The 19,311-nt window shown below is 74.4% G+C and carries 14 protein-coding genes; 9 read left to right on the top strand and 5 right to left on the bottom strand.

Annotated elements, in window-relative coordinates:
- Positions 1 to 188: 188 nt before the first annotated feature.
- From ACZ6CZ_RS08595 to ACZ6CZ_RS08605, 3 genes are all read left to right on the top strand, one after another.
- The gene (locus tag ACZ6CZ_RS08595) at positions 189 to 1,013 is read left to right on the top strand and encodes an SDR family NAD(P)-dependent oxidoreductase (RefSeq protein WP_469016707.1); all 825 of its coding nucleotides are present in this window, start codon (positions 189 to 191) and stop codon (positions 1,011 to 1,013) included.
- Positions 1,014 to 1,068: 55 nt separating this feature from the next.
- Positions 1,069 to 2,595 carry a tRNA (N6-isopentenyl adenosine(37)-C2)-methylthiotransferase MiaB gene (miaB, locus tag ACZ6CZ_RS08600; protein WP_469016709.1) on the top strand — a complete coding sequence of 509 codons (1,527 nt, stop codon included), beginning with the start codon at positions 1,069 to 1,071 and terminating at the stop codon, positions 2,593 to 2,595.
- Positions 2,596 to 2,709: 114 nt separating this feature from the next.
- A complete protein-coding gene (locus ACZ6CZ_RS08605) occupies positions 2,710 to 3,423 on the top strand; it encodes a class III extradiol dioxygenase subunit B-like domain-containing protein (RefSeq protein ID WP_469016711.1) in 714 nt (237 codons plus the stop codon).
- 83 nt (positions 3,424 to 3,506) lie between these two features.
- Here the strand turns inward: ACZ6CZ_RS08605 and ACZ6CZ_RS08610 are convergent, their stop codons facing one another.
- Positions 3,507 to 3,839: an antitoxin gene (locus tag ACZ6CZ_RS08610; RefSeq protein WP_469016714.1), complete on the bottom strand. Its 333-nt coding sequence runs from the start codon at positions 3,837 to 3,839 to the stop codon at positions 3,507 to 3,509.
- 86 nt (positions 3,840 to 3,925) lie between these two features.
- Positions 3,926 to 4,231, bottom strand: a complete 306-nt coding sequence (locus ACZ6CZ_RS08615) for a hypothetical protein (protein ID WP_469016716.1) — start codon at positions 4,229 to 4,231, stop codon at positions 3,926 to 3,928.
- Between the two features lie 182 nt (positions 4,232 to 4,413).
- On the opposite strand from ACZ6CZ_RS08615, the gene miaA reads away from it, so the two are divergent.
- The 6 genes from miaA (at position 4,414) to hflX (ending at position 12,774) form a co-directional block, all read left to right on the top strand.
- Positions 4,414 to 5,352: a tRNA (adenosine(37)-N6)-dimethylallyltransferase MiaA gene (miaA, locus tag ACZ6CZ_RS08620; RefSeq protein ID WP_469016718.1), complete on the top strand. Its 939-nt coding sequence runs from the start codon at positions 4,414 to 4,416 to the stop codon at positions 5,350 to 5,352.
- Between the two features lie 106 nt (positions 5,353 to 5,458).
- The gene (locus ACZ6CZ_RS08625; RefSeq protein WP_469017873.1) at positions 5,459 to 5,974 is read left to right on the top strand and encodes a hypothetical protein; all 516 of its coding nucleotides are present in this window, start codon (positions 5,459 to 5,461) and stop codon (positions 5,972 to 5,974) included.
- A gap of 58 nt (positions 5,975 to 6,032) precedes the next feature.
- Positions 6,033 to 6,902: a diaminopimelate epimerase gene (gene dapF / locus ACZ6CZ_RS08630; RefSeq protein WP_469016721.1), complete on the top strand. Its 870-nt coding sequence runs from the start codon at positions 6,033 to 6,035 to the stop codon at positions 6,900 to 6,902.
- A gap of 284 nt (positions 6,903 to 7,186) precedes the next feature.
- Positions 7,187 to 9,463, top strand: a complete 2,277-nt coding sequence (locus ACZ6CZ_RS08635) for a RelA/SpoT family protein (protein ID WP_469016723.1) — start codon at positions 7,187 to 7,189, stop codon at positions 9,461 to 9,463.
- Positions 9,464 to 9,545: 82 nt separating this feature from the next.
- Positions 9,546 to 11,048, top strand: coding sequence for a M1 family metallopeptidase (locus tag ACZ6CZ_RS08640; protein ID WP_469016726.1), 1,503 nt, complete (start codon positions 9,546 to 9,548; stop codon positions 11,046 to 11,048).
- Between the two features lie 229 nt (positions 11,049 to 11,277).
- Positions 11,278 to 12,774, top strand: a complete 1,497-nt coding sequence (hflX, locus tag ACZ6CZ_RS08645; RefSeq protein ID WP_469016729.1) for a GTPase HflX — start codon at positions 11,278 to 11,280, stop codon at positions 12,772 to 12,774.
- Positions 12,775 to 12,840: 66 nt separating this feature from the next.
- Here the strand turns inward: hflX and ACZ6CZ_RS08650 are convergent, their stop codons facing one another.
- From ACZ6CZ_RS08650 to ACZ6CZ_RS08660, 3 genes are all read right to left on the bottom strand, one after another.
- Complete coding sequence (locus ACZ6CZ_RS08650; RefSeq protein WP_469016731.1) at positions 12,841 to 14,064, bottom strand: trypsin-like serine peptidase; 1,224 nt, start codon at positions 14,062 to 14,064, stop codon at positions 12,841 to 12,843.
- 291 nt (positions 14,065 to 14,355) lie between these two features.
- Positions 14,356 to 16,623 carry a S9 family peptidase gene (locus tag ACZ6CZ_RS08655; protein WP_469017876.1) on the bottom strand — a complete coding sequence of 756 codons (2,268 nt, stop codon included), beginning with the start codon at positions 16,621 to 16,623 and terminating at the stop codon, positions 14,356 to 14,358.
- Between the two features lie 725 nt (positions 16,624 to 17,348).
- Positions 17,349 to 19,133: an N-acetylglutaminylglutamine amidotransferase gene (locus ACZ6CZ_RS08660; protein WP_469016733.1), complete on the bottom strand. Its 1,785-nt coding sequence runs from the start codon at positions 19,131 to 19,133 to the stop codon at positions 17,349 to 17,351.
- Positions 19,134 to 19,311 lie beyond the last annotated feature (178 nt).

Below are 19,311 nucleotides of genomic sequence, written 5' to 3' on the forward strand. Positions count from 1 at the left end.
ACGGGCCGGGGGCGCCCGGCACAGGAACTCCCCGGCGCCCCCGGCCACCTGGCACGCGACCTGGCCGGAACGCCTCGTGTCCCCGCCCGGGCCCGGACAGGGACGGGCACCCCCCCCGTGTCCGGGTGCCCCGGCTTCTAGAATGTCGCGGGCAGTCCGGCCCCCGGGAGGAAAGGTCCTGATCGACAGTGGCGGACGAACGACGGGTGATCGTGGTGACCGGCGGCGGCACGGGCATCGGGGCGGCCACGGCCCGGCTGCTGCGCGAGCGTGGCCACCACGTGGTCGTCTCCGGCCGGCGGACCGGGCCCCTGCGGGAGCTGGAACGGGAGACCGGCGCGCTGGCGTACCCGTCCGACGTCGGTGACCCGGCCGCCGCCGAGGGCCTCGTCGACCGGGCCCTGACCGCGTACGGACGGCTCGACGGGCTGGTGCTGAACGCCGGCATCGGACGCGGCGGAGCCGTCGGCGACCTGTCGCTGCACGACTGGGACGAGGTGATGCGCACCAACGTGACCGGCCCGTTGCTGCTGCTGCGCGCGGCGATCCCGCATCTGCTCGACAGCGCGGGGGCGGTGGTCGGCGTGGCCTCGGTGTCCGCGCTGCGCAACGGCACCGGCAACGCCCCGTACGCCACGTCGAAGGCGGCCCTGCTCCAGCTGTGCCGTTCCGTCGCCGTGGACTACGGGCGCCGGGGCGTGCGGGCCAACGTCGTGTGCCCCAGCTGGGTGCGCAGCGAGATGGCCGACCGGCGCATGGCGCGCTTCGCGGAGGAGGCGGGGCTGGGGGACGGCGGCGTGGAGGCCGGGTACGCCGAGGCGACCCGGCTGCTGCCGGCGGGGCGGCCGGGCGAGCCCGGGGAGGTCGCCGAGGCGATCACCTGGCTGCTGTCCCCGGCGGCCTCCTACGTCAACGGCAGCGTGCTCACCGTCGACGGCGGCGCGACCGCGCTGGATCCCGGGACGCTCGCCTTCGACTTCCACGTGGAGCCGCGCGGCGGCGAGGGACCCTGACGGGCGCGGGGAGCACCGGGACCGGCACCTCCCGGGAGCACCTACCCTTGAACGCATGACCAGCAGCAGCGACCGGAGCCCCGTAGTGGACGTTCAAGCACCCAAGAGCTACGAGATCCGCACCTACGGGTGCCAGATGAACGTCCATGACTCCGAGCGGTTGTCCGGGCTGCTCGAAGAGGCCGGTTACGTGCGCGCGCCCGAGGGGTCGGACGGCGACGCCGACGTCGTCGTCTTCAACACCTGCGCCGTGCGGGAGAACGCCGACAACCGGCTGTACGGCAACCTGGGCCGGCTGGCGCCGCGGAAGGCCTCGCGGCCCGGGATGCAGATCGCGGTCGGCGGCTGCCTCGCGCAGAAGGACCGCGACACGATCGTGAAGCGGGCGCCCTGGGTGGACGTGGTCTTCGGCACCCACAACATCGGCAAGCTGCCGGTCCTGCTGGAGCGCGCCCGCGTCCAGGAGGAGGCGCAGGTCGAGATCGCCGAGTCCCTGGAGGCCTTCCCCTCCACCCTGCCGACCCGGCGCGAGAGCGCCTACGCGGCCTGGGTGTCCATCTCCGTCGGCTGCAACAACACCTGCACCTTCTGCATCGTCCCGGCGCTGCGCGGCAAGGAGAAGGACCGCCGCACCGGCGACATCCTCGCCGAGATCGAGGCACTGGTCGCCGAGGGCGTCAGTGAGATCACCCTGCTCGGGCAGAACGTCAACGCCTACGGCTCCGACATCGGCGACCGGGAGGCCTTCAGCAAGCTGCTGCGGGCCTGCGGCCGCGTCGAGGGCCTGGAGCGCGTCCGCTTCACCTCCCCGCACCCGCGCGACTTCACCGACGACGTCATCGCCGCCATGGCCGAGACGCCGAACGTGATGCCCCAGCTGCACATGCCCCTGCAGTCCGGCTCGGACACCGTCCTGAAGGCGATGCGCCGCTCCTACCGGCAGGACCGCTACCTCGGCATCATCGAGAAGGTGCGGGCCGCCATCCCGCACGCCGCGATCACCACCGACATCATCGTGGGCTTCCCCGGCGAGACCGAGGAGGACTTCGAGCAGACCCTGCACGTGGTCCGCGAGGCGCGGTTCGCGCAGGCCTTCACCTTCCAGTACTCCAAGCGGCCCGGTACCCCGGCCGCGACCATGGACGGCCAGATCCCCAAGGAGGTCGTCCAGGCGCGCTACGAGCGTCTCGTCGCCCTCCAGGAGGAGATCTCCTGGGAGGAGAACAAGAAGCAGGTCGGCCGCACCCTGGAGCTGATGGTCGCCGAGGGCGAGGGCCGCAAGGACGGCGCCACCCACCGCCTGTCCGGCCGCGCCCCCGACAACCGGCTGGTCCACTTCACCAAGCCGGACCAGGAGGTGCGCCCCGGTGACGTGGTCACGGTCGACGTGACGTACGCCGCGCCGCACCACCTGCTCGCCGAGGGCCCGGCCCTCGCCGTGCGCCGCACGCGCGCGGGCGACGCGTGGCAGAAGCGCAACGAGGCCGAGGCCGGCCGGCCGGCCGGCGTCATGCTCGGCCTGCCGCGGATCGGCGCCCCGGAGCCGCTGCCGGCCGCGACGAGCGGCTGCGGCTGCGACTAGGACCCTTCGTCGGGTTAGGGCCGGATCCTGGCCAGGTCGGGCACAGGGCGGAGAGATGACTGGCCGGGCCGGTGAGGTAACACCGTGCCGCCGTCCGGCGCTACCCTGCCGATCATGCTCGTAGCCGCCGCCGTCTGCCCCTGTCCGCCGCTCCTCGTGCCGCAGGTCGCCGCGGGCGCCGCCCCCGAACTGGACGCCGTGCGCGCGGCGTGCACGGACGCGCTCGGACTGCTCGCCGCGGCCCGCCCCGACCGGCTGGTGGTCGTCGGACCCGCCGGGCCGGACGGGCGCGGCCCCCACCCGCAGGGCGCCCGGGGCTCGTTCCGGGGCTTCGGCGTGGACCTGGAGGTACGGCTGGGAGAGGCGGCGGACGCCGTCCCGGAGCGGGAACTGCCGCCGTCGCTCGCCGTCGCGGCCTGGCTGCTGGAGCGCACCCGCTGGGCGGCCGCCCCGGTCGAGGGACTGGGCGTCGGGGAGCCGCTGGAGCCCGAGCGGTGCGTCGCCGCCGGACGGGACCTCGCCGCCGCGCCCAGGCGGCTGGCCCTGCTGGTGATGGGCGACGCCAGCGCGTGCCGCACGGTCAAGGCGCCGGGATACCTGGACGAGCGGGCGGCCCCCTTCGACGCCGAGGCGGCCCGCGCCCTGGGTGCCGCGGACGTGGCCGCCGTCGAGGCCCTGGACGCCCGGCTGGCCCGCGAGCTGAAGGTTTCCGGCCGGGCGCCCTGGCAGGTGCTGGCCGGGGCGGCGCGGGACGCCGGCCTCAGCGGGAGGCTGCTCCACGACGACGCCCCCTACGGCGTGGGCTACCTGGTGGCGGCCTGGTCCTGAGGCACCCGCGACGGCGGACGGCCGGGGAGCCGGAGCGCTCCACGGCCGTCCGCCGTCGCGGGTGCCGGATGCCGCCGTGCCGGTCAGGACATCGGCGGTGGTGTTCCCGGCCCGGTGGCGGACGTCCCGGGGTCGGCAGGGGGCGTGGCCGGGCCGGTGGCGGTCGTGCCGGGGCCCGCGGGAGGCGTGGCACCGGGGCCCGGTCCCTCCTTGTGCGCGAGCCGGTCCATCGCGTCCTTGGCCTTGCCCGTACCCGAGTGGATCTGGTCGCTGTACTTGCCCTTGGTCCGCTCGTCGACGGCCTTGGCGGCCTTGTCGAGGCCGTGGTGGACCTTGTCGCCGTGCTGGCGCGCGAGGTCCGACACCTTGTCCCTGGCCGGCCCGAGCCTGGCCTTCATGCTGTCCAACAGACCCATGGTGCACCTTCTCGCTCGCTGGACTCCTGCGCACCGGGCCGCGCCCACCGGGCTCCTTCGCCCGCGCGGCACCGCGGCCGGTGCGCTCAGGTGTGCGCGCCCTCACCGGCTTCGTTGTCGGCCGCCTCCTCGGCGGACTGCTGCTTGGGGATGTCGGCGCCGTCGGCCGCCCCGGGCGCCGCCTCGGCCTGCGTCCGCGCCGCCGCGTCGTCGCCCCCGGCCGCCCCCGTCACCTCCGGCGTCCGGCCGGCCTCCGGTGTCACCGGTGCCGTGGCCGCCCGGGCCGTCTCTGCCGCCTCGGACCCGACCGGCTCCGTACCGGCCTGCGCCCCGGCGGCCACCGTGTCCTGCGCCGCCTTCGACCGCCCGAAGAATCGTGCAAAAACGCCCATATCAACTCCATATGCTACTCATGCGGGCGAAATCCCGCGTCAACCGGTGCGCCCGTTTCGCGCCGCCCGGCCACCGCCTCCCGAAACGGGCGGCTGGAACCTCGCAACGGGCAACGATCCGGGAACCGTGCCGTCACGTAACTCGTTCGAGGCGGCACCCGGAGGTTTGCGAGACTGGTGCCGTGAGCAGCGCATCCCCCGCCCCCCGCGTCATCGCCGTCGTCGGACCCACCGCGGCCGGTAAGTCCGATCTGGGCGTCTTCCTGGCCCAGCGACTCGGTGGGGAGGTCGTCAACGCGGACTCGATGCAGCTCTACCGAGGGATGGACATCGGCACCGCGAAGCTGACGCCCGAGGAACGCGGCGGAGTCCCCCACCACCTGCTGGACATCTGGGACGTCACCGTGACCGCCTCCGTCGCCGAGTACCAGCGGCTGGCCCGCGCGCGGATCGACGCGCTGCTCGCCGAGGGCCGCTGGCCGGTCCTGGTCGGCGGCTCCGGACTGTACGTCCGCGGGGCCGTCGACAACCTGGAGTTCCCCGGCACCGACCCGGTGGTCCGGGCCCGCCTGGAGGAGGAACTGGCGCTGCGCGGCCCCGGGGCCCTGCACGCGCGCCTGGCCGCCGCCGACCCCGAGGCCGGCCGGGCCATCCTGCCGAGCAACGGCCGCCGCATCGTCCGCGCCCTGGAGGTGATCGAGATCACCGGCCAGCCCTTCACCGCCAACCTCCCCGGACACGACTCCGTCTACGACACCCTGCAGATCGGCGTCGACGTGGCCCGCCCGGAACTCGACGAGCGCATCGCCCGCCGCGTCGACCGGATGTGGGAGGCCGGGCTGGTGGACGAGGTGCGCGCGCTGGAGGCGCAGGGGCTGCGCGAGGGGCGTACGGCGTCGCGCGCGCTGGGCTACCAGCAGGTTCTCGCGGCGCTGGCGGGGGAGTGCGGCGAGGAGGAGGCCCGGGCCGAGACCGTGCGCGCCACCAAGCGCTTCGCGCGCCGCCAGGATTCGTGGTTCAGGCGCGACCCGCGGGTGCACTGGTTGAGTGGGGCCGCGGCGGACCGCGGGGAACTTCCGCGGCTCGCTCTGGCGTTGGTCGAACGACCGGTCACAGCCTGATCACGTCCTGGCATCGGGATGCGCCGCCGGTCATCGCGGCCTGTGGCGCCGTGCCATCATCGAGCTTCGATCGCAAGTGGAGTCCTAGTTGGGAGGGCGCGTGGCGATGGAGGCCGGCCCTCGCGACACCGCACGAAGTGCCGAACACCGCATCACCGGCGGTGGCGAACCGGAACCGGTGGACGATCAGGACGAGGTGCGTCTCAGCCCCGACGGACCGGACGAGACACCGGCCGGCGTGAGCGACGACGGCCCGGCGCCCGAGGAGATGTTCGCGGGCGGCCCCGAGGTCGAGGTCGAGCTGCGGCCGCAGCGCCGGCTGCGCATCTGGCAGCTCGCGCCCATCGTGGGCCTGGCCGCGGTCGGCTCCCTGATGTTCGCCTTCCCGCTCGCCTTCGACTTCGGCGACAGCGGAGCGGTCGTCGCCATGCTGGGCCTGCTGATCTGCTCGTGCGCGGCCGGCTGGGGCATGATGGCCGCCCGCCGCGTGGGCCACACCTGGCCGGGCCTGCCCGCGCGGGGCTCCGGACGGCGCCCCGACTGGCGCGTCGTCCTCGCCTACGTGCTGGTCGTGGCCGTCGTGGCCGTCCTCGCCGTATGGCGCGTCGCCCGGCTGCGCTAGGCCCTGCCCGGGGCCCGGGGCCCTCCGGGCTGTCGTGGCCACCCCGTACGATCGAGGGATGAGCACGCGGATCGCCTTCCTCAAGGGTCACGGCACCGAGAACGACTTCGTGATCGTCCCCGACCCCGAGAACGCCCTCGACCTGACCCCGGCCGTCGTGGCCGCCCTGTGCGACCGCAGGGCCGGTGTCGGCGGGGACGGGGTGCTGCACGTGGTGCGCTCCGCCGCGCACCCGGAGGCCCGGGCGATGGCGGCCGAGGCCGAGTGGTTCATGGACTACCGCAACGCCGACGGCTCGGTCGCGGAGATGTGCGGCAACGGCGTCCGCGTGTTCGCGCGCTACCTCCAGCACGCCGGGCACACCGGCGAGGGCGACGTCGCCGTGGCCACCCGCGGGGGCGTGAAGCGGGCGCACCTCGCCAAGGACGGTGACGTCACCGTGGGCATGGGCAGGGCCCGCCTGCCCGAGGGCGAGGTCGAGGTGAGCGTCGGCGGGCGCAGCTGGCCCGCGCGCAACGTGAACATGGGCAACCCGCACGCGGTCGCCTTCGTCGACGACCTCGCGCACGCCGGTGACCTGCTCGCCCCGCCGCCCTTCACCCCGGCCGCCGCGTATCCCGACGGGGTGAACGTCGAGTTCGTGGTCGACCGCGGCCCCGGTCACGTCGCCATGCGCGTGCACGAGCGCGGCTCCGGCGAGACCCGCTCCTGCGGCACGGGCGCGTGCGCGGTCGCGGTGGCCGCCGCCCGGCGCGACGGCGCCGACCCCGCCGTCACCGGCAGCCCCGCCACGTACACCGTCGACCTGCCCGGCGGACGCCTGGTCATCACCGAGCGACCGGATGGTGAGATCGAGATGACCGGCCCCGCGGTGATCGTCGCCGAGGGCGAACTCGACGCCGAGTGGCTGGAAAACGCGGCCCGCTGACCGTGCGAACCGCAGCCGTGACAGCCCAGGACGCCCCGATCCGCGGTTCCCGGCGCCCCGGGCCGTTCGAAACGACGGACGACCGGTGAGCGCATGGCGCAAAAACGTAAACCTCTCGGGCATCGCTCGAACGGGTGATCCGCTTCACGCTCGGCGAGAGGCGGTCGGTCGGGCGTGATGGGCTCGGTAGCATCAAGCACCGGCACGGACGGGGGAACGTCGCCAATCCCTGAGCCGCGTACGCCCTGGGGCCCCGTCCACCGGTCCACGAGCCGGAGGTGCCCATGAGTGCGGAGGCCACGAACCCCGCGACCCCTGGTCCTGCTGCCGCCGCAGCGCCCCGCAGGAAGGCCCGCCCCCGGATCGACCTGCGCCGGCTCGGCCGGGCCGCGCTGCTCGGCCCCACCGCGCGCGGCAAGCTGCCCGACGCGATCGGCCACGTCGCCGAGGCGCACCGCGCCCACCACCCCGACGCGGACCTGGAGCCGCTGCGCCGGGCCTACGTGCTCGCCGAGTCCTCGCACCGCGGCCAGATGCGCAAGAGCGGTGAGCCGTACATCACGCATCCGCTCGCCGTGACCCTGATCCTGGCCGAACTGGGCGCCGAGACCACCACGCTGACGGCCTCGCTGCTGCACGACACGGTCGAGGACACCGACGTGACCCTGGAGCAGGTGCGCGAGCAGTTCGGCGAGGAGGTCCGCTACCTCGTCGACGGCGTCACCAAGCTGGAGAAGGTCGACTACGGCGCGGCCGCCGAGCCCGAGACCTTCCGCAAGATGCTCGTCGCCACGGGCAGCGACGTGCGCGTGATGTCGATCAAGCTGGCCGACCGCCTGCACAACATGCGCACCCTGGGTGTCATGCGCCCCGAGAAACAGGCGCGGATCGCCAAGGTCACCCGCGACGTCCTCATCCCGCTCGCCGAACGGCTCGGCGTCCAGGCGCTCAAGACGGAACTGGAGGACCTGGTCTTCGCCATCCTCCATCCGGAGGAGGCCGCCCACACCCGGGAACTCATCGCCGAGAACGCGGCCCGCCCCGACGACCCGCTCGCGGAGATCGCCGACGAGGTCCGCCAGGTCCTGCGCGAGGCCGGCATCCCGGCCGAGGTCCTCATCCGGCCCCGGCACTTCGTCTCCCTCCACCGCGTCTCGCGCAAGCGCGGACCGCTGCGCGGCTGCGACTTCGGCCGGCTGCTGGTGCTGGTCAACGAGGACGCGGACTGCTACGGCGTCCTGGGGGAGCTGCACACCTGCCTGACCCCGGTGGTGTCGGAGTTCAAGGACTTCATCGCCGTACCGAAGTTCAACCTCTACCAGTCGCTGCACACGGCGGTCGCCCGCGCGGACGGCCAGGTCGCCGAGGTCCTCATCCGCACCCACCAGATGCACAAGGTGGCGGAGGCCGGTGTGGTCGCGCTCGGCAACCCCTACGCCCCCGGCTCCGACGCCCCGGGCTCCGGCACCGCCGCCTCGGACACGCCCGGCGCCGCCGCCTCCGGCGACCCGGCCGACGGCGAGCGCGCCGACCCCACCCGCCCCGGCTGGCTCTCCCGCCTCCTCGACTGGCAGCGGGCGGCGCCCGACCCGGACACCTTCTGGTCCACCCTGCGCGAGGACCTCGCCCAGGACCGCGAGATCACCGTCTTCCGTCCCGACGGCGGCACCCTGGGCCTGCCCGAAGGCGCGAGCTGCGTGGACGCCGCGTACGCGCAGTACGGCGACGACGCCCACGCCTGTATCGGCGCCCGCGTCAACGGCCGGCTGGCCCCCATCAGCACGGTGCTGCGCGACGGCGACACCGTGCAGCTCCTCATGGGCCAGGACCCGGCCTCCGAGCCGTCCCGGGAGTGGCTGGAGCACGCCCACACCCCGGCCGCCCGCATCGCCATCCAGCGCTGGCTGACGGCCCACCCGGCCGGCGGCGACGACACCGGGGCCGGTGACGGCGGCCCGGACGCGGCCGCCGACCCGCACCCGGCCGGCTCCGGGCGGCCCGCACCCGGCACGGACCCCGGTGCCGACGCGGCCGAGCCCCGCACCCGTACCGCCGAGGACCCAGGCGCACGCCCTTCGCGCCCCGTCACTCCGTCCGCGCGCCCCCTGAGCGCCGACGTCCTGGTGGACCGCCCCGGCGCCGGCGTACGCCTCGCCGGATGCTGTACGCCCGTGCCGCCCGACGAGATCACCGGCTTCGCCGTGCGCGGGGGAGTGGTGACCGTGCACCGCGCGCAGTGCGCCGCGGTGGCGCACATGAAGGGCGTAGGGCGCGCGGAGGTCGGCGTGCGCTGGGGCGACACCACCGCCTGCCGGGTCACCCTGGTCGCCGAGTCGTTCGGCCGCCCCCATCTGCTGGCCGACCTCACCGAGGCGATGGCCCTGCAAGGCGCCGAGATCGTCTCCGCCACCGTCGAGCCCCCCACCCAGCAGCAGGTCCGCCACACCTACACCGTCGAGCTTCCCGACGCCGCCCACCTGCCGGCCCTGATGCGCGCGATGCGCGACGTGCCGGGCGTCTACGACGTCGGCCGGGCTCAGCACCAGGCACCGGCCTCCTGAGGACGCGCCCCGGGCAACCCGTTCGAGTGGGCCGGGCGCGCGTCGCCCACGCGGCCCCGGTGCGCGCTGGTAGCGGTGGTGCATGCTGCTCACCCCCCGCACCACCCGGCCGCCCCGCCCGGACACCGGCACCTCCGCGCGCCGCCGGGCGGCACTCCTCGCCGCCGCCGTCTCCGTCTGCCTCCTCGCCGCGAGCGCCCCGGCCACCCCCCTGGGCGTCGGCGACCGCCTCTTCCCGAACCTGGGCAACCCCGGCTACGACGTCGCCGCGTACGACGTGTCCCTGACCTACTCCGGTGCCAACGACAAGCCGCTGCGGGCCGTCACCGTCATCGACGCCCGGACCACCACCGCGCTCGACCGCGTCAACCTCGACTTCGCGCACGGCGAGGTCACCTCGGTCGACGTCGACGGCCGCCCGGCGGCGTTCGCCGCGGCGGGCGAGGACCTGGTCGTCACCCCCGAGACGCCGCTGCCCCAGGGCACCTGGACCCGGATCACCGTGCGGCACACCAGCGACCCCGTCTCCGCCAAGGGCCAGGACGGCGGCTGGGTGCGCACCACCGACGGCCTCGCCATGGCCAACCAGGCCGACGCCGCCCACCTGGTCTTCCCGTGCAACGACCACCCCTCCGACAAGGCGATGTTCACCATCCACGTCACGGCCCCGGACGGCTACACGGCCGTGGCCAACGGCCTCCCGGCCGGCGTCGAACGCTCCGGCGGACACACCACCTGGACCTACCGCAACCGCCACCCCATGGCCACCGAACTCACCCAGGTGTCGATCGGCCGCTCCACCGTCCTGCACCGCACCGGCCCCCACGACCTGCCCGTCCGCGACGTCGTGCCGAGCGGCGACCGCAAGGCGCTGGAACCCTGGCTGGCGAAGACGCCCGACCAGATCGCCTGGATGGAGAGCAAGGTCGGCTTGTTCCCCTTCGAGACGTACGGTCTGCTGATGGCCCAGGCCGACACCGGCTTCGAGCTGGAGACCCAGACCCTCTCCCTGTTCGAGAAGGACCTGTTCACCGAGCCCGCCTACCCGGCCTGGTACGTCGAGTCGGTCATGGTGCACGAGCTGTCCCACCAGTGGTTCGGCGACAGCGTCAGCCCCGCAACCTGGTCCGACCTGTGGCTGAACGAGGGGCACGCCACCTGGTACGAGGCCCTGTACGCCGAGGAGAAGGCCGACCGGCCCATGGCGGCCCGGATGAAGGCCGCCTACAGCGCCTCCGACCGCTGGCGGGCCTCCGGCGGGCCGCCCGCCCTGCCCAAGCCGCCCGCGCCGGGCCAGAAGATCAGCATCTTCCGGCCGAACGTCTACGACGGCGCCGCACTGGTGCTGTACGCCCTGCGCCAGGAGATCGGCGCCCGCGCCTTCGACCGCCTGGAGCGGATCTGGGTGCTCGAGCACCGCGACTCGACCGCCACCACCGCCGACTTCGTCCGGCTCGCTGAGACCGTCTCCGGGCGCGACCTGCACGGCTTCTTCCAGGACTGGCTGTACGGCGCGAAGACCCCGCCGATGCCCGGGCACCCGGACTGGCGTACGGCCGCGCCGGCGAAGACGCCCCGCAGATGACGCTCGGCCTTCCGGCGGTTCCCCGGCGGCCCCTCGGCCGGCCGGCCCGGCCGGCCCGGTCGGACCCGGGATAACGCAGTGACGGGACGGGTCACCGCGTGGGACCATCGTGTCGTCGGCCGCGGACCGGGCGGCGTGGACCCGGGAATCTCCCGGGGTACCCGCGCGTTGTACCCCTCGAAGGCCGGAGCTGCCGGCCGGACAGGTCAACCATCGACGTAAGGAACCAATGACCTCCTCTTCTTCCCCTTCCCAGGACGCCAAGCGCCTCGCGCACGCCTACCCCGAAGGTCTTCGGGCCGATGCCCTGATGGAAGAGGACGTCGCCTGGAGCCACGACATCGACGGAGACCGGGACGGCGACCAGTTCGACCGCTCCGAGCGCGCGGCACTGCGCCGCGTGGCCGGTCTCTCCACCGAACTTGAGGACGTCACCGAGGTCGAGTACCGCCAGCTCCGCCTGGAGCGGGTCGTGCTCGTCGGCGTGTGGACGTCCGGGACCGTGCAGGACGCGGAGAACTCCCTCGCGGAGCTGGCCGCCCTCGCGGAGACCGCGGGCGCGCTCGTCCTCGACGGCGTCATCCAGCGCCGTGACAAGCCCGACGCGGCCACCTACATCGGCTCCGGCAAGGCCCTGGAGCTGCGGGACGTGGTCATCGAGACCGGCGCGGACACCGTCATCTGCGACGGTGAGCTGAGCCCGGGCCAGCTGATCCACCTCGAGGACGTCGTCAAGGTCAAGGTCATCGACCGTACGGCCCTGATCCTCGACATCTTCGCCCAGCACGCCAAGTCCCGAGAGGGCAAGGCGCAGGTCGCGCTCGCGCAGATGCAGTACATGCTGCCGAGGCTGCGCGGCTGGGGTCAGTCGCTGTCCCGCCAGATGGGCGGCGGCAAGGGCGGCGGCCTCGCCACCCGTGGTCCCGGTGAGACCAAGATCGAGACGGACCGGCGGCGGATCCGCGAGAAGATGGCGAAGATGCGCCGGGAGATCGCGGAGATGAAGACCGGCCGCGAGGTCAAGCGGCAGGAGCGCAAGCGCAACAAGGTGCCCTCCGTCGCCATCGCGGGCTACACCAACGCCGGCAAGTCCTCGCTGCTCAACCGCCTCACGGGCGCGGGCGTCCTGGTCGAGAACGCCCTGTTCGCAACCCTGGACCCCACCGTCCGCCGGGCGGAGTCCCCGAGCGGCCGGCTGTACACGCTGACCGACACGGTCGGCTTCGTACGGCACCTGCCGCACCACCTGGTCGAGGCGTTCCGCTCCACGATGGAGGAGGTCGGCGACTCCGACCTGATCCTGCACGTGGTCGACGGCTCGCACCCGACCCCCGAGGAGCAGCTGGCCGCCGTGCGCGAGGTCATCCGGGACGTCGGCGCCACCGGCGTGCCCGAGATCGTCGTGATCAACAAGGCGGACGCGGCCGACCCGCTGGTGCTCCAGCGGCTGCTGCGCAACGAGAAGCGCTCCCTGGCGGTCTCGGCCCGCACCGGCCAGGGCATGGCCGAGCTGCTGGCGCTGATCGACGCCGAGCTGCCCCGGCCCTCGGTCGAGATCGAGGCGCTCGTGCCCTACACCCAGGGCAAGCTGGTCGCCCGCGCCCACACCGAGGGCGAGGTGATCTCCGAGGAGCACACCGCGGAGGGCACCCTGCTCAAGCTCCGGGTGCACGCGGAACTGGCGGCGGAACTGACGCCGTACACGCCCGCCGCCTCGGCGACCTGATCCGGGCCGAAGGCCCGCGCACGGCGAAGGCCCCGCCCCCTCGGCCGAGGGGGCGGGGCCTTCGTGCTACCGGCCGGCGAACTTCTTGCTGACCGACTCGTAGACACCCTCGGCGACGTCACCCAGGCGCGGGCCCGCCAGCCAGCCCGCGGTCACCGGGCCGATGGACGTGTTGGACACCAGCGCCGGCTTGCCGTCCGAGCCCGTCTCCACCCAGCCACCGCCGGAGGACCCGCCGGTCATCGAGCAGCCGATGCGGTACATCGTGGGGTCGGAGTCACTGATCGACAGCCGCCGGGGCGCGTCCTGGCAGCGGTACAGCAGCTGGCCGTCGTACGGCGGCGCCGCCGGGTACCCGGTCGCCGTGAGGGAGCGCACGTCCGGCACGGCCGGGGCGTCGAAGTTCACCGGCAGCGCCGAACCGACCGTCTCCTCCAGCGACTTGCCGCCGTTGCCCTGCTCCGGCGTCACATGGATGACCGCGAAGTCATACGAGGCGCCCTCCCCGCCCGTCTCGCCGCCCTGCTCGATCCACTGCTGCGAGGTCTGCGCCCCGTCGCCCCACCAGACGCCGTACGGAGCGACCTCTTCCCGGGTCGCGTCCTGCAGTCCGGCGGCCGAACGGCCCGCGTCGTTGTACGACGGCACGAACGCGACGTTGCGGTACCAGCCGCCCTTCCTGCCCGCGTGCACGCAGTGGCCCGCCGTCCACACCAGGTTGGACCTGCCCGGGTGCGCCGGGTCCTCGACGACCGTCGCCGAGCAGACCATCGTGCCCTCGGGGGAGTCGAAGAACAGCTTGCCGGCCGTGGCCGCGGCGCTGTGGTACGGCGCCCGCACCTTCTGTGCCTCCACCGGCGCCGGCGCCGGGTCGGTCACGCCCTGGTCACCGGAGATGTCGGCGGTGTCCACGCCCCGGTCGGGGTCGTCGGCGCCGCGCATGCGGTCCGGGTCCCACAGGCCCTTGATGATGGGGTTGACGAAGTCGTTGGCCTCGCGCAGCCAGTCGTCCCGGTTCCAGTTCTTCCAGGCGCCGTGCTTCCACTTGTCGATGTCGATGCCGTGCTCTTTGAGCTTGTCCCTGAGGTCGTCGGGGATCTTGATGCCGCCGTCCGCACCCGTCACGGTGGCGGTCGGCCTGGCGTCGGCGTCGTCACCGCCGTCCCCGTCGCAGGCGGTCGCGGTGAGTGCCAGCGCGGAGGCGAGCGCGACCGCGGCCAGCGCGGGGAAGGTCCCGCGCCCGGCGCCCCTCCCTCGGCGGACGGTGAAGGACGGCCGTATGGATCGCATGGTGGTGACTCCCCCTGCTGTGAAGGAACTCGGCGCTGCGGCCGCGCGACCGGCGCGCACTCATGGGGAGTTCATGCCTGGCTCACGGCGTTGACGGAACGGCATCACACACTATGCGGTCGCTGTGGGGGACTTCCGACGGAACGGCAACGGTTCGGCCACAAGCGGCTGACCAGCCATCATCTCTGCCGACTCAGCGCCTGCGTCCGCGACTTGGCACCCCGTCCACGACTCGGCGCCCGTGTCCGCGGCTCGGCGCCGCCCGGGGCGCCCGCGTCCGGCGGGGCGGGGTCAGCCCGCGAGGTGCCGTTCGATCCAGTCGGCGGCCGCCCTGCGGAAGGTGCGACGGCTGTCCGCCCGCTGGAAGTAGTGCCCCTCGTCGCGCAGGAGCAGCAGCTCCGCCTCCACCCCGTGCTCGCGGGCGGCCCGGACGAACTGCCGGGACTCACCGGGCGGCACGTTCGTGTCGTGCTCGCCGTGCACCGCCAGCACCGGCGCGCGCAGCGCCTCCGTACGGCTCATCGGGGACAGCTCGCGCAGCAGGTCGCGGTCGTGCTCCGGATGCCCGTACTTGTGCGCCGCCGACTGCGCGAGCCAGGGTTCGGTGCCGGCGAAGAAGGTGGAGAAGTCCGACATCCCGCAGACCGCGACACCGGTGCGGAACAGCTCCGGGTGCCAGACCAAGGACGCCATCACGAGGTAGCCGCCGTAGGAGTGGCCCATCACGGCCAGCCGCCGCGGGTCGGCCAGACCGGCCAGGACGACGTGGGCGGCGCAGTCCGCCACGTCCTCGATGGCGGCGAACCTGCCCCGGCCCAGGTCCGCGTCCACGAAGGAGCGGCCGTAGCCGGAGGAGCCGCGCACATCCGGGGTGAAGACGTCCAGCCCCCGGCCCAGCAGCTCGTGGTACAGCGGGTCGAACTCCGGCCGTGCCTGCTCCTCGGGGCCGCCGTGCAGGTGCAGCACACAGGGTGCGGCCTCCCGGGAGGCCCGGCCGGGCGAGCGGTAGTACCAGCCGCCCAGGTGCAGCCCGTCGCGCGCCACCGGCCGCAGCGGCACCGGTCGCACGGGCGGGCGGCCGCCGCCGGTCACGTCCTGGTCCCGGGAGGACCAGGGCGTGCGCAGGGCGGCCCCCTGCGGCAGCCACCACACGCCGGGCCGGCGCTGCGACCCGGAGAGCGCCACCACCGGCGCGTCCGGGTCGTCGGTGACGGCCACCCGGGTGACCACCTCGTGCGGCAGCGACACGGAACGGGCGGAGCCGGTCAGTACGCCGTCGGACCAGGGCGAGGAAGGAGGCGGGGGTGAGGGCGTGACGCCGGCGCCGGCCGCGGGCGTACCGGTGCCTTCGGGCGGCGGGACCGTGCCCGTGCCCGTTCGGTCCTCCGGCGCCGCGGTCGCCATGGCGTGGGGGGCGGTGGGGGCGAGTGCCTCGGCCGGGGACAGCCGGACGACCTCCAGTTCGCTGACGCCCCGGACGTTCCAGGACAGCACGGCGCCGCCGCCGTGCCGGTCCAGCGCCAGCAGCTCCAGGCCGGCGCCGTCGCGGTGGACGGCGGCCGTGACACCGAGCCGCTCCCCCTCCGGGCCGAGCCGCAGGGCGCACAGGGCCGCGTACTCACGGTCGTGATCGCTGCGCAGCCACACCGTCCGGCCGTCCGGCGCGAACGCGCCGATGTACGGATCACCGTCGGCGACCGGCAGCGCGCAGGTGGCCCGCAGATCGCGGGTGCGCACGACCACGGCCTCGCGGCGGCCGCGCGGTCCCCGGCGCAGCAGGACGAACCGGCCGTCGTGGCTGAGGTCGCACGCCCGCAGGCTCGCCGCGCCGGGCTCACTCGCCAGCCGGGCGGGGGAGGCGATGCCCTCCGGGTCGAGCAGGTACACGGACAGCGTCTTGGCCGAGGGCTCCCCGGAACGGGCCAGGCCGCCCTCCGCGGCGACGTCCTCCACGAAGTCGCTCACGAAGCGCCGCGCCGACGGCCCCGTACGGTCCGACGGTCCTGTACGGTCCGACGGCCCGGTCAGCGGGTACGCGGCGCCGTCCCGGTTGGTCCAGCCGGCCGGCGGGGTCGCGGCGCCTTCGCCGAAACCCAGGTGCGGCGGGTCGAAGGCCAGGTGCAGCGGGTCGGAACCCTGGTCCCCCGGACGGGCGGTCGCCGGTGCCTCGGCGACGGTGACCGCGAGGGCCGAGCCGTCGTGCTGCCAGCAGCCCAGGTGGGCGGAGGTGTCCGGCTCCCCGCCCGCCAGGACGCGCCGGCCCGTGCCGTCGGGCCGCACGCACAGCACCCGGGTGTGCTCCCCGCCGCCCGGGGCGACGGTGTAGGCGATCCACCGGCCGTCGGGGGACCAGGAGACCTCGCTGACCGGATGCGGATCGGTGTCCAGCAGACGCACCTCGTCACCGTCGACGGGTCCCGCCCACAGCTGCGGCACGCCGGTGCGGTCGCAGATGAAGGCCACCTGCCGGCCGCCGGGGTCCATCGAGGGATACCAGCAGCCGTGCGCGGTCACGAGGTCCGGCATGTCGTGCCGGGACGCCGCGTCCGGCAGGATCATCAGCGCCGGCGCGGGACGGGCGCTGCCCGGTCCGGAGCGGGAACCGGCACCCAGCCCGGTCACGGGCCCGCGCACCGCATCCGAGCCGTCCGGCAACCCGACGGCGGAGACGGTCCGCACCCGGGGCGCCGCGTCGACGCCGAGCGGCCGGGACGGCGCGTCCGCCCCGAAGGACCGGTGCGCGGCCTCCGCGCCGACCGGACGGGTCCCGGAGTCGGGGCCGGTCGGGTGGGTCTCGGACGCCGCGTGGGCCGGGCGCGGCCGGGAGTCCTGGCCGGACGGGCGCAGCACCGGGTCCGCGCCTATAGGCCGCAGTGCCGAGTCCAGGTCCGACGGGCGGTGCGCCGCGTCCGGGAGTCCGGACGGGTCGAGGGATCCGCCCGGGCCGGACGGGCGGAGCGCCGCGCCCGTGCCGGGCGGGTGGGATGCCGGGCCCGCGCTCGGGGTGTGCGGCGTCGCGTCCGCATCAGGTGCGGCGTGCGGCCGATCTGGGCCGAACGGGTGATGCGCCGGACCCGGACCAGGCCCGGACGGGGCCTGCGGCGCCGCGTCCGGGGCCGGCGGGCGGTGTGCCGCCTCTGGGCAGGGCCGCCCGGCCTCGGTCATGTCCGGGGTGGTGGTCCCGGCTGGCGGCGTGACGGAGGGCCCCGGGGCGGGGCCGGGTTCCTGTGCCTGCCGCGGGCCGGTCGGCCGGGGCGCCCAGGGGACGGGCGCCCAGCGGCCGGTCAGCGGATTCCGTGCGTCTGCAGCCATATCTCCAGCAAAGCTACCTGCCACAGCGTGTTCGCCCCTCGCCTGGTGCGGTGGGCATCGGGCGCCTCGAGCAGCTCGGCCACGTACTCCTGGCGGAAGATGCCCCGTGCCTTGGCCTCCGGAGCGCCGAGGGCCTCACGGACCCGCTCCAGGACCGGTCCGGCCATGTGCTTGATCGCCGGAACGGGGAAGTACCCCTTGGGCCGGTCCACCACCTCGCGCGGCAGCACCTTGCGGCCCGCGGCCTTCAGCACGCCCTTGCCGCCGTCCGCGAGCTTGAGCTCCGGCGGGCAGGCGGCGGCCAGCTCGACCAGTTCGTGGTCGAGGAACGGCACCCGGGCCTCCAGACCCCAGTCCATGGTCATGTTGTCGACCCGCTTGACCGGGTCGTCGGGCATCAGCACGTGCGTGTCCAGCCGCAGATCCGCGTCCAGAGCGGTCTCCGCGCCCGGCAGCGCCATATGGGCGCGCACGAAGTCACCGGAGACGTCGCGGCCGGGCAGCACGTCGGGTTCGAGCATCCGCGCGAGATCGGCGTGCGACCGGTCGAAGTAGGTGCCGGCGTACGCCTCGGCCGCCCGCTGCCGGGGCGCCCGCGCCATGTCCGGGTACCAGTGGTAACCCGCGAACACCTCGTCGGCACCCTGCCCGCTCTGGACGACCTTGACCTCCTTGGCCACCTGCTCGGACAGCAGGTGGAAGGCGACCACGTCGTGGCTCATCATGGGCTCGCTCATCGCGTGCACCGAGGCGTCCAGAGCCGTGGAGACCCGGTCGGAGGGCACCATGAGCTGGTGGTGGTCGGTACCGAAATGCCGCGCGACCAGGTCGGAGTAGTGGAACTCGTCGCCCTCCTCGCCGCCCTCGGACTCGAAGCCCACGCTGAAGGTGGCCAGGTCCGTCTGCCCCTCCTCGGCCAGCAGCGCCACGATGAGGCTGGAGTCCAGGCCGCCCGACAGCAGCACGCCGACCGGCACGTCGGCGACCATCCGGCGGCGTACGGCGCTGCGCAGCGACTCCAGCACCGCGTCCGTCCAGTCCTCCGCCGACAGCCCCGCGTACTCGGGACGCCGGAGGTACTCCGGCTGCCAGTAGCAGTGTTCCTGCTGGGTGCCGTCCGGCTCGACCACGCGGACGGTGGCCGGCGGCAGCTTGCGCACACCGGTGAGGATCGTGCGCGGCGCCGGCACGGTGGCGTGCCAGCTCAGGTAGTGGTGCAGGGCGACCGGATCCGGCGTCGTGTCCACGCCGCCCGCCGCCAGCAGCGCGGGCAGCGAGGAGGCGAACCGGAGCCGGCCGGGTGCCTCCGTGAGGTACAGCGGCTTGATGCCGAGCCGGTCGCGGGCCAGCACCACGCGCCCGCTGTCCTGCTCGACGATCACGAAGGCGAACATGCCGAGGAACCGCTCGACGCAGGCCGTCCCCCACTCCATGTACGCCTTCAGCACCACCTCGGTGTCGGAGTCCGAGTAGAACTCGTGACCGCGACCCACCAGCTCGGCGCGCAGCTCACGGTAGTTGTAGATGCAGCCGTTGAAGACGCCGACGATGCGCGCCCGCGGGTCGGCCATCGGCTGGCCGCCGTTCTCGGACAGGTCGATGATCTTCAGCCGGCGGTGCCCCAGGGCGGCCGCGCCCTGTGACCACAGTCCGCGCCCGTCGGGCCCCCGCGGCGCCAGCCGGTCCGTCATACGCTCGACCGCGGCGAGGTCGGGCCGTCCGCCGTCGAAGCGTATTTCGCCGCTCAACCCGCACATCGCACGGACCTCCCTTCCTCGTGCTCCGCTCGGCCGCCCGACGGCAGCGGCCGGTCCGCGGCGGAGGACGGGGCGGTCGGTGAGGCGGCGGCGGTCGACGAGGCCGCTGTGACAGCGGTGACAACGGTGACGGGCGGCGCGGCGGCGGCCGGGCTGGCGGGGTCGTAACACATGGCTC

The sequence above is a fragment of the Streptomyces sp. NPDC041135 genome (assembly GCF_055592085.1).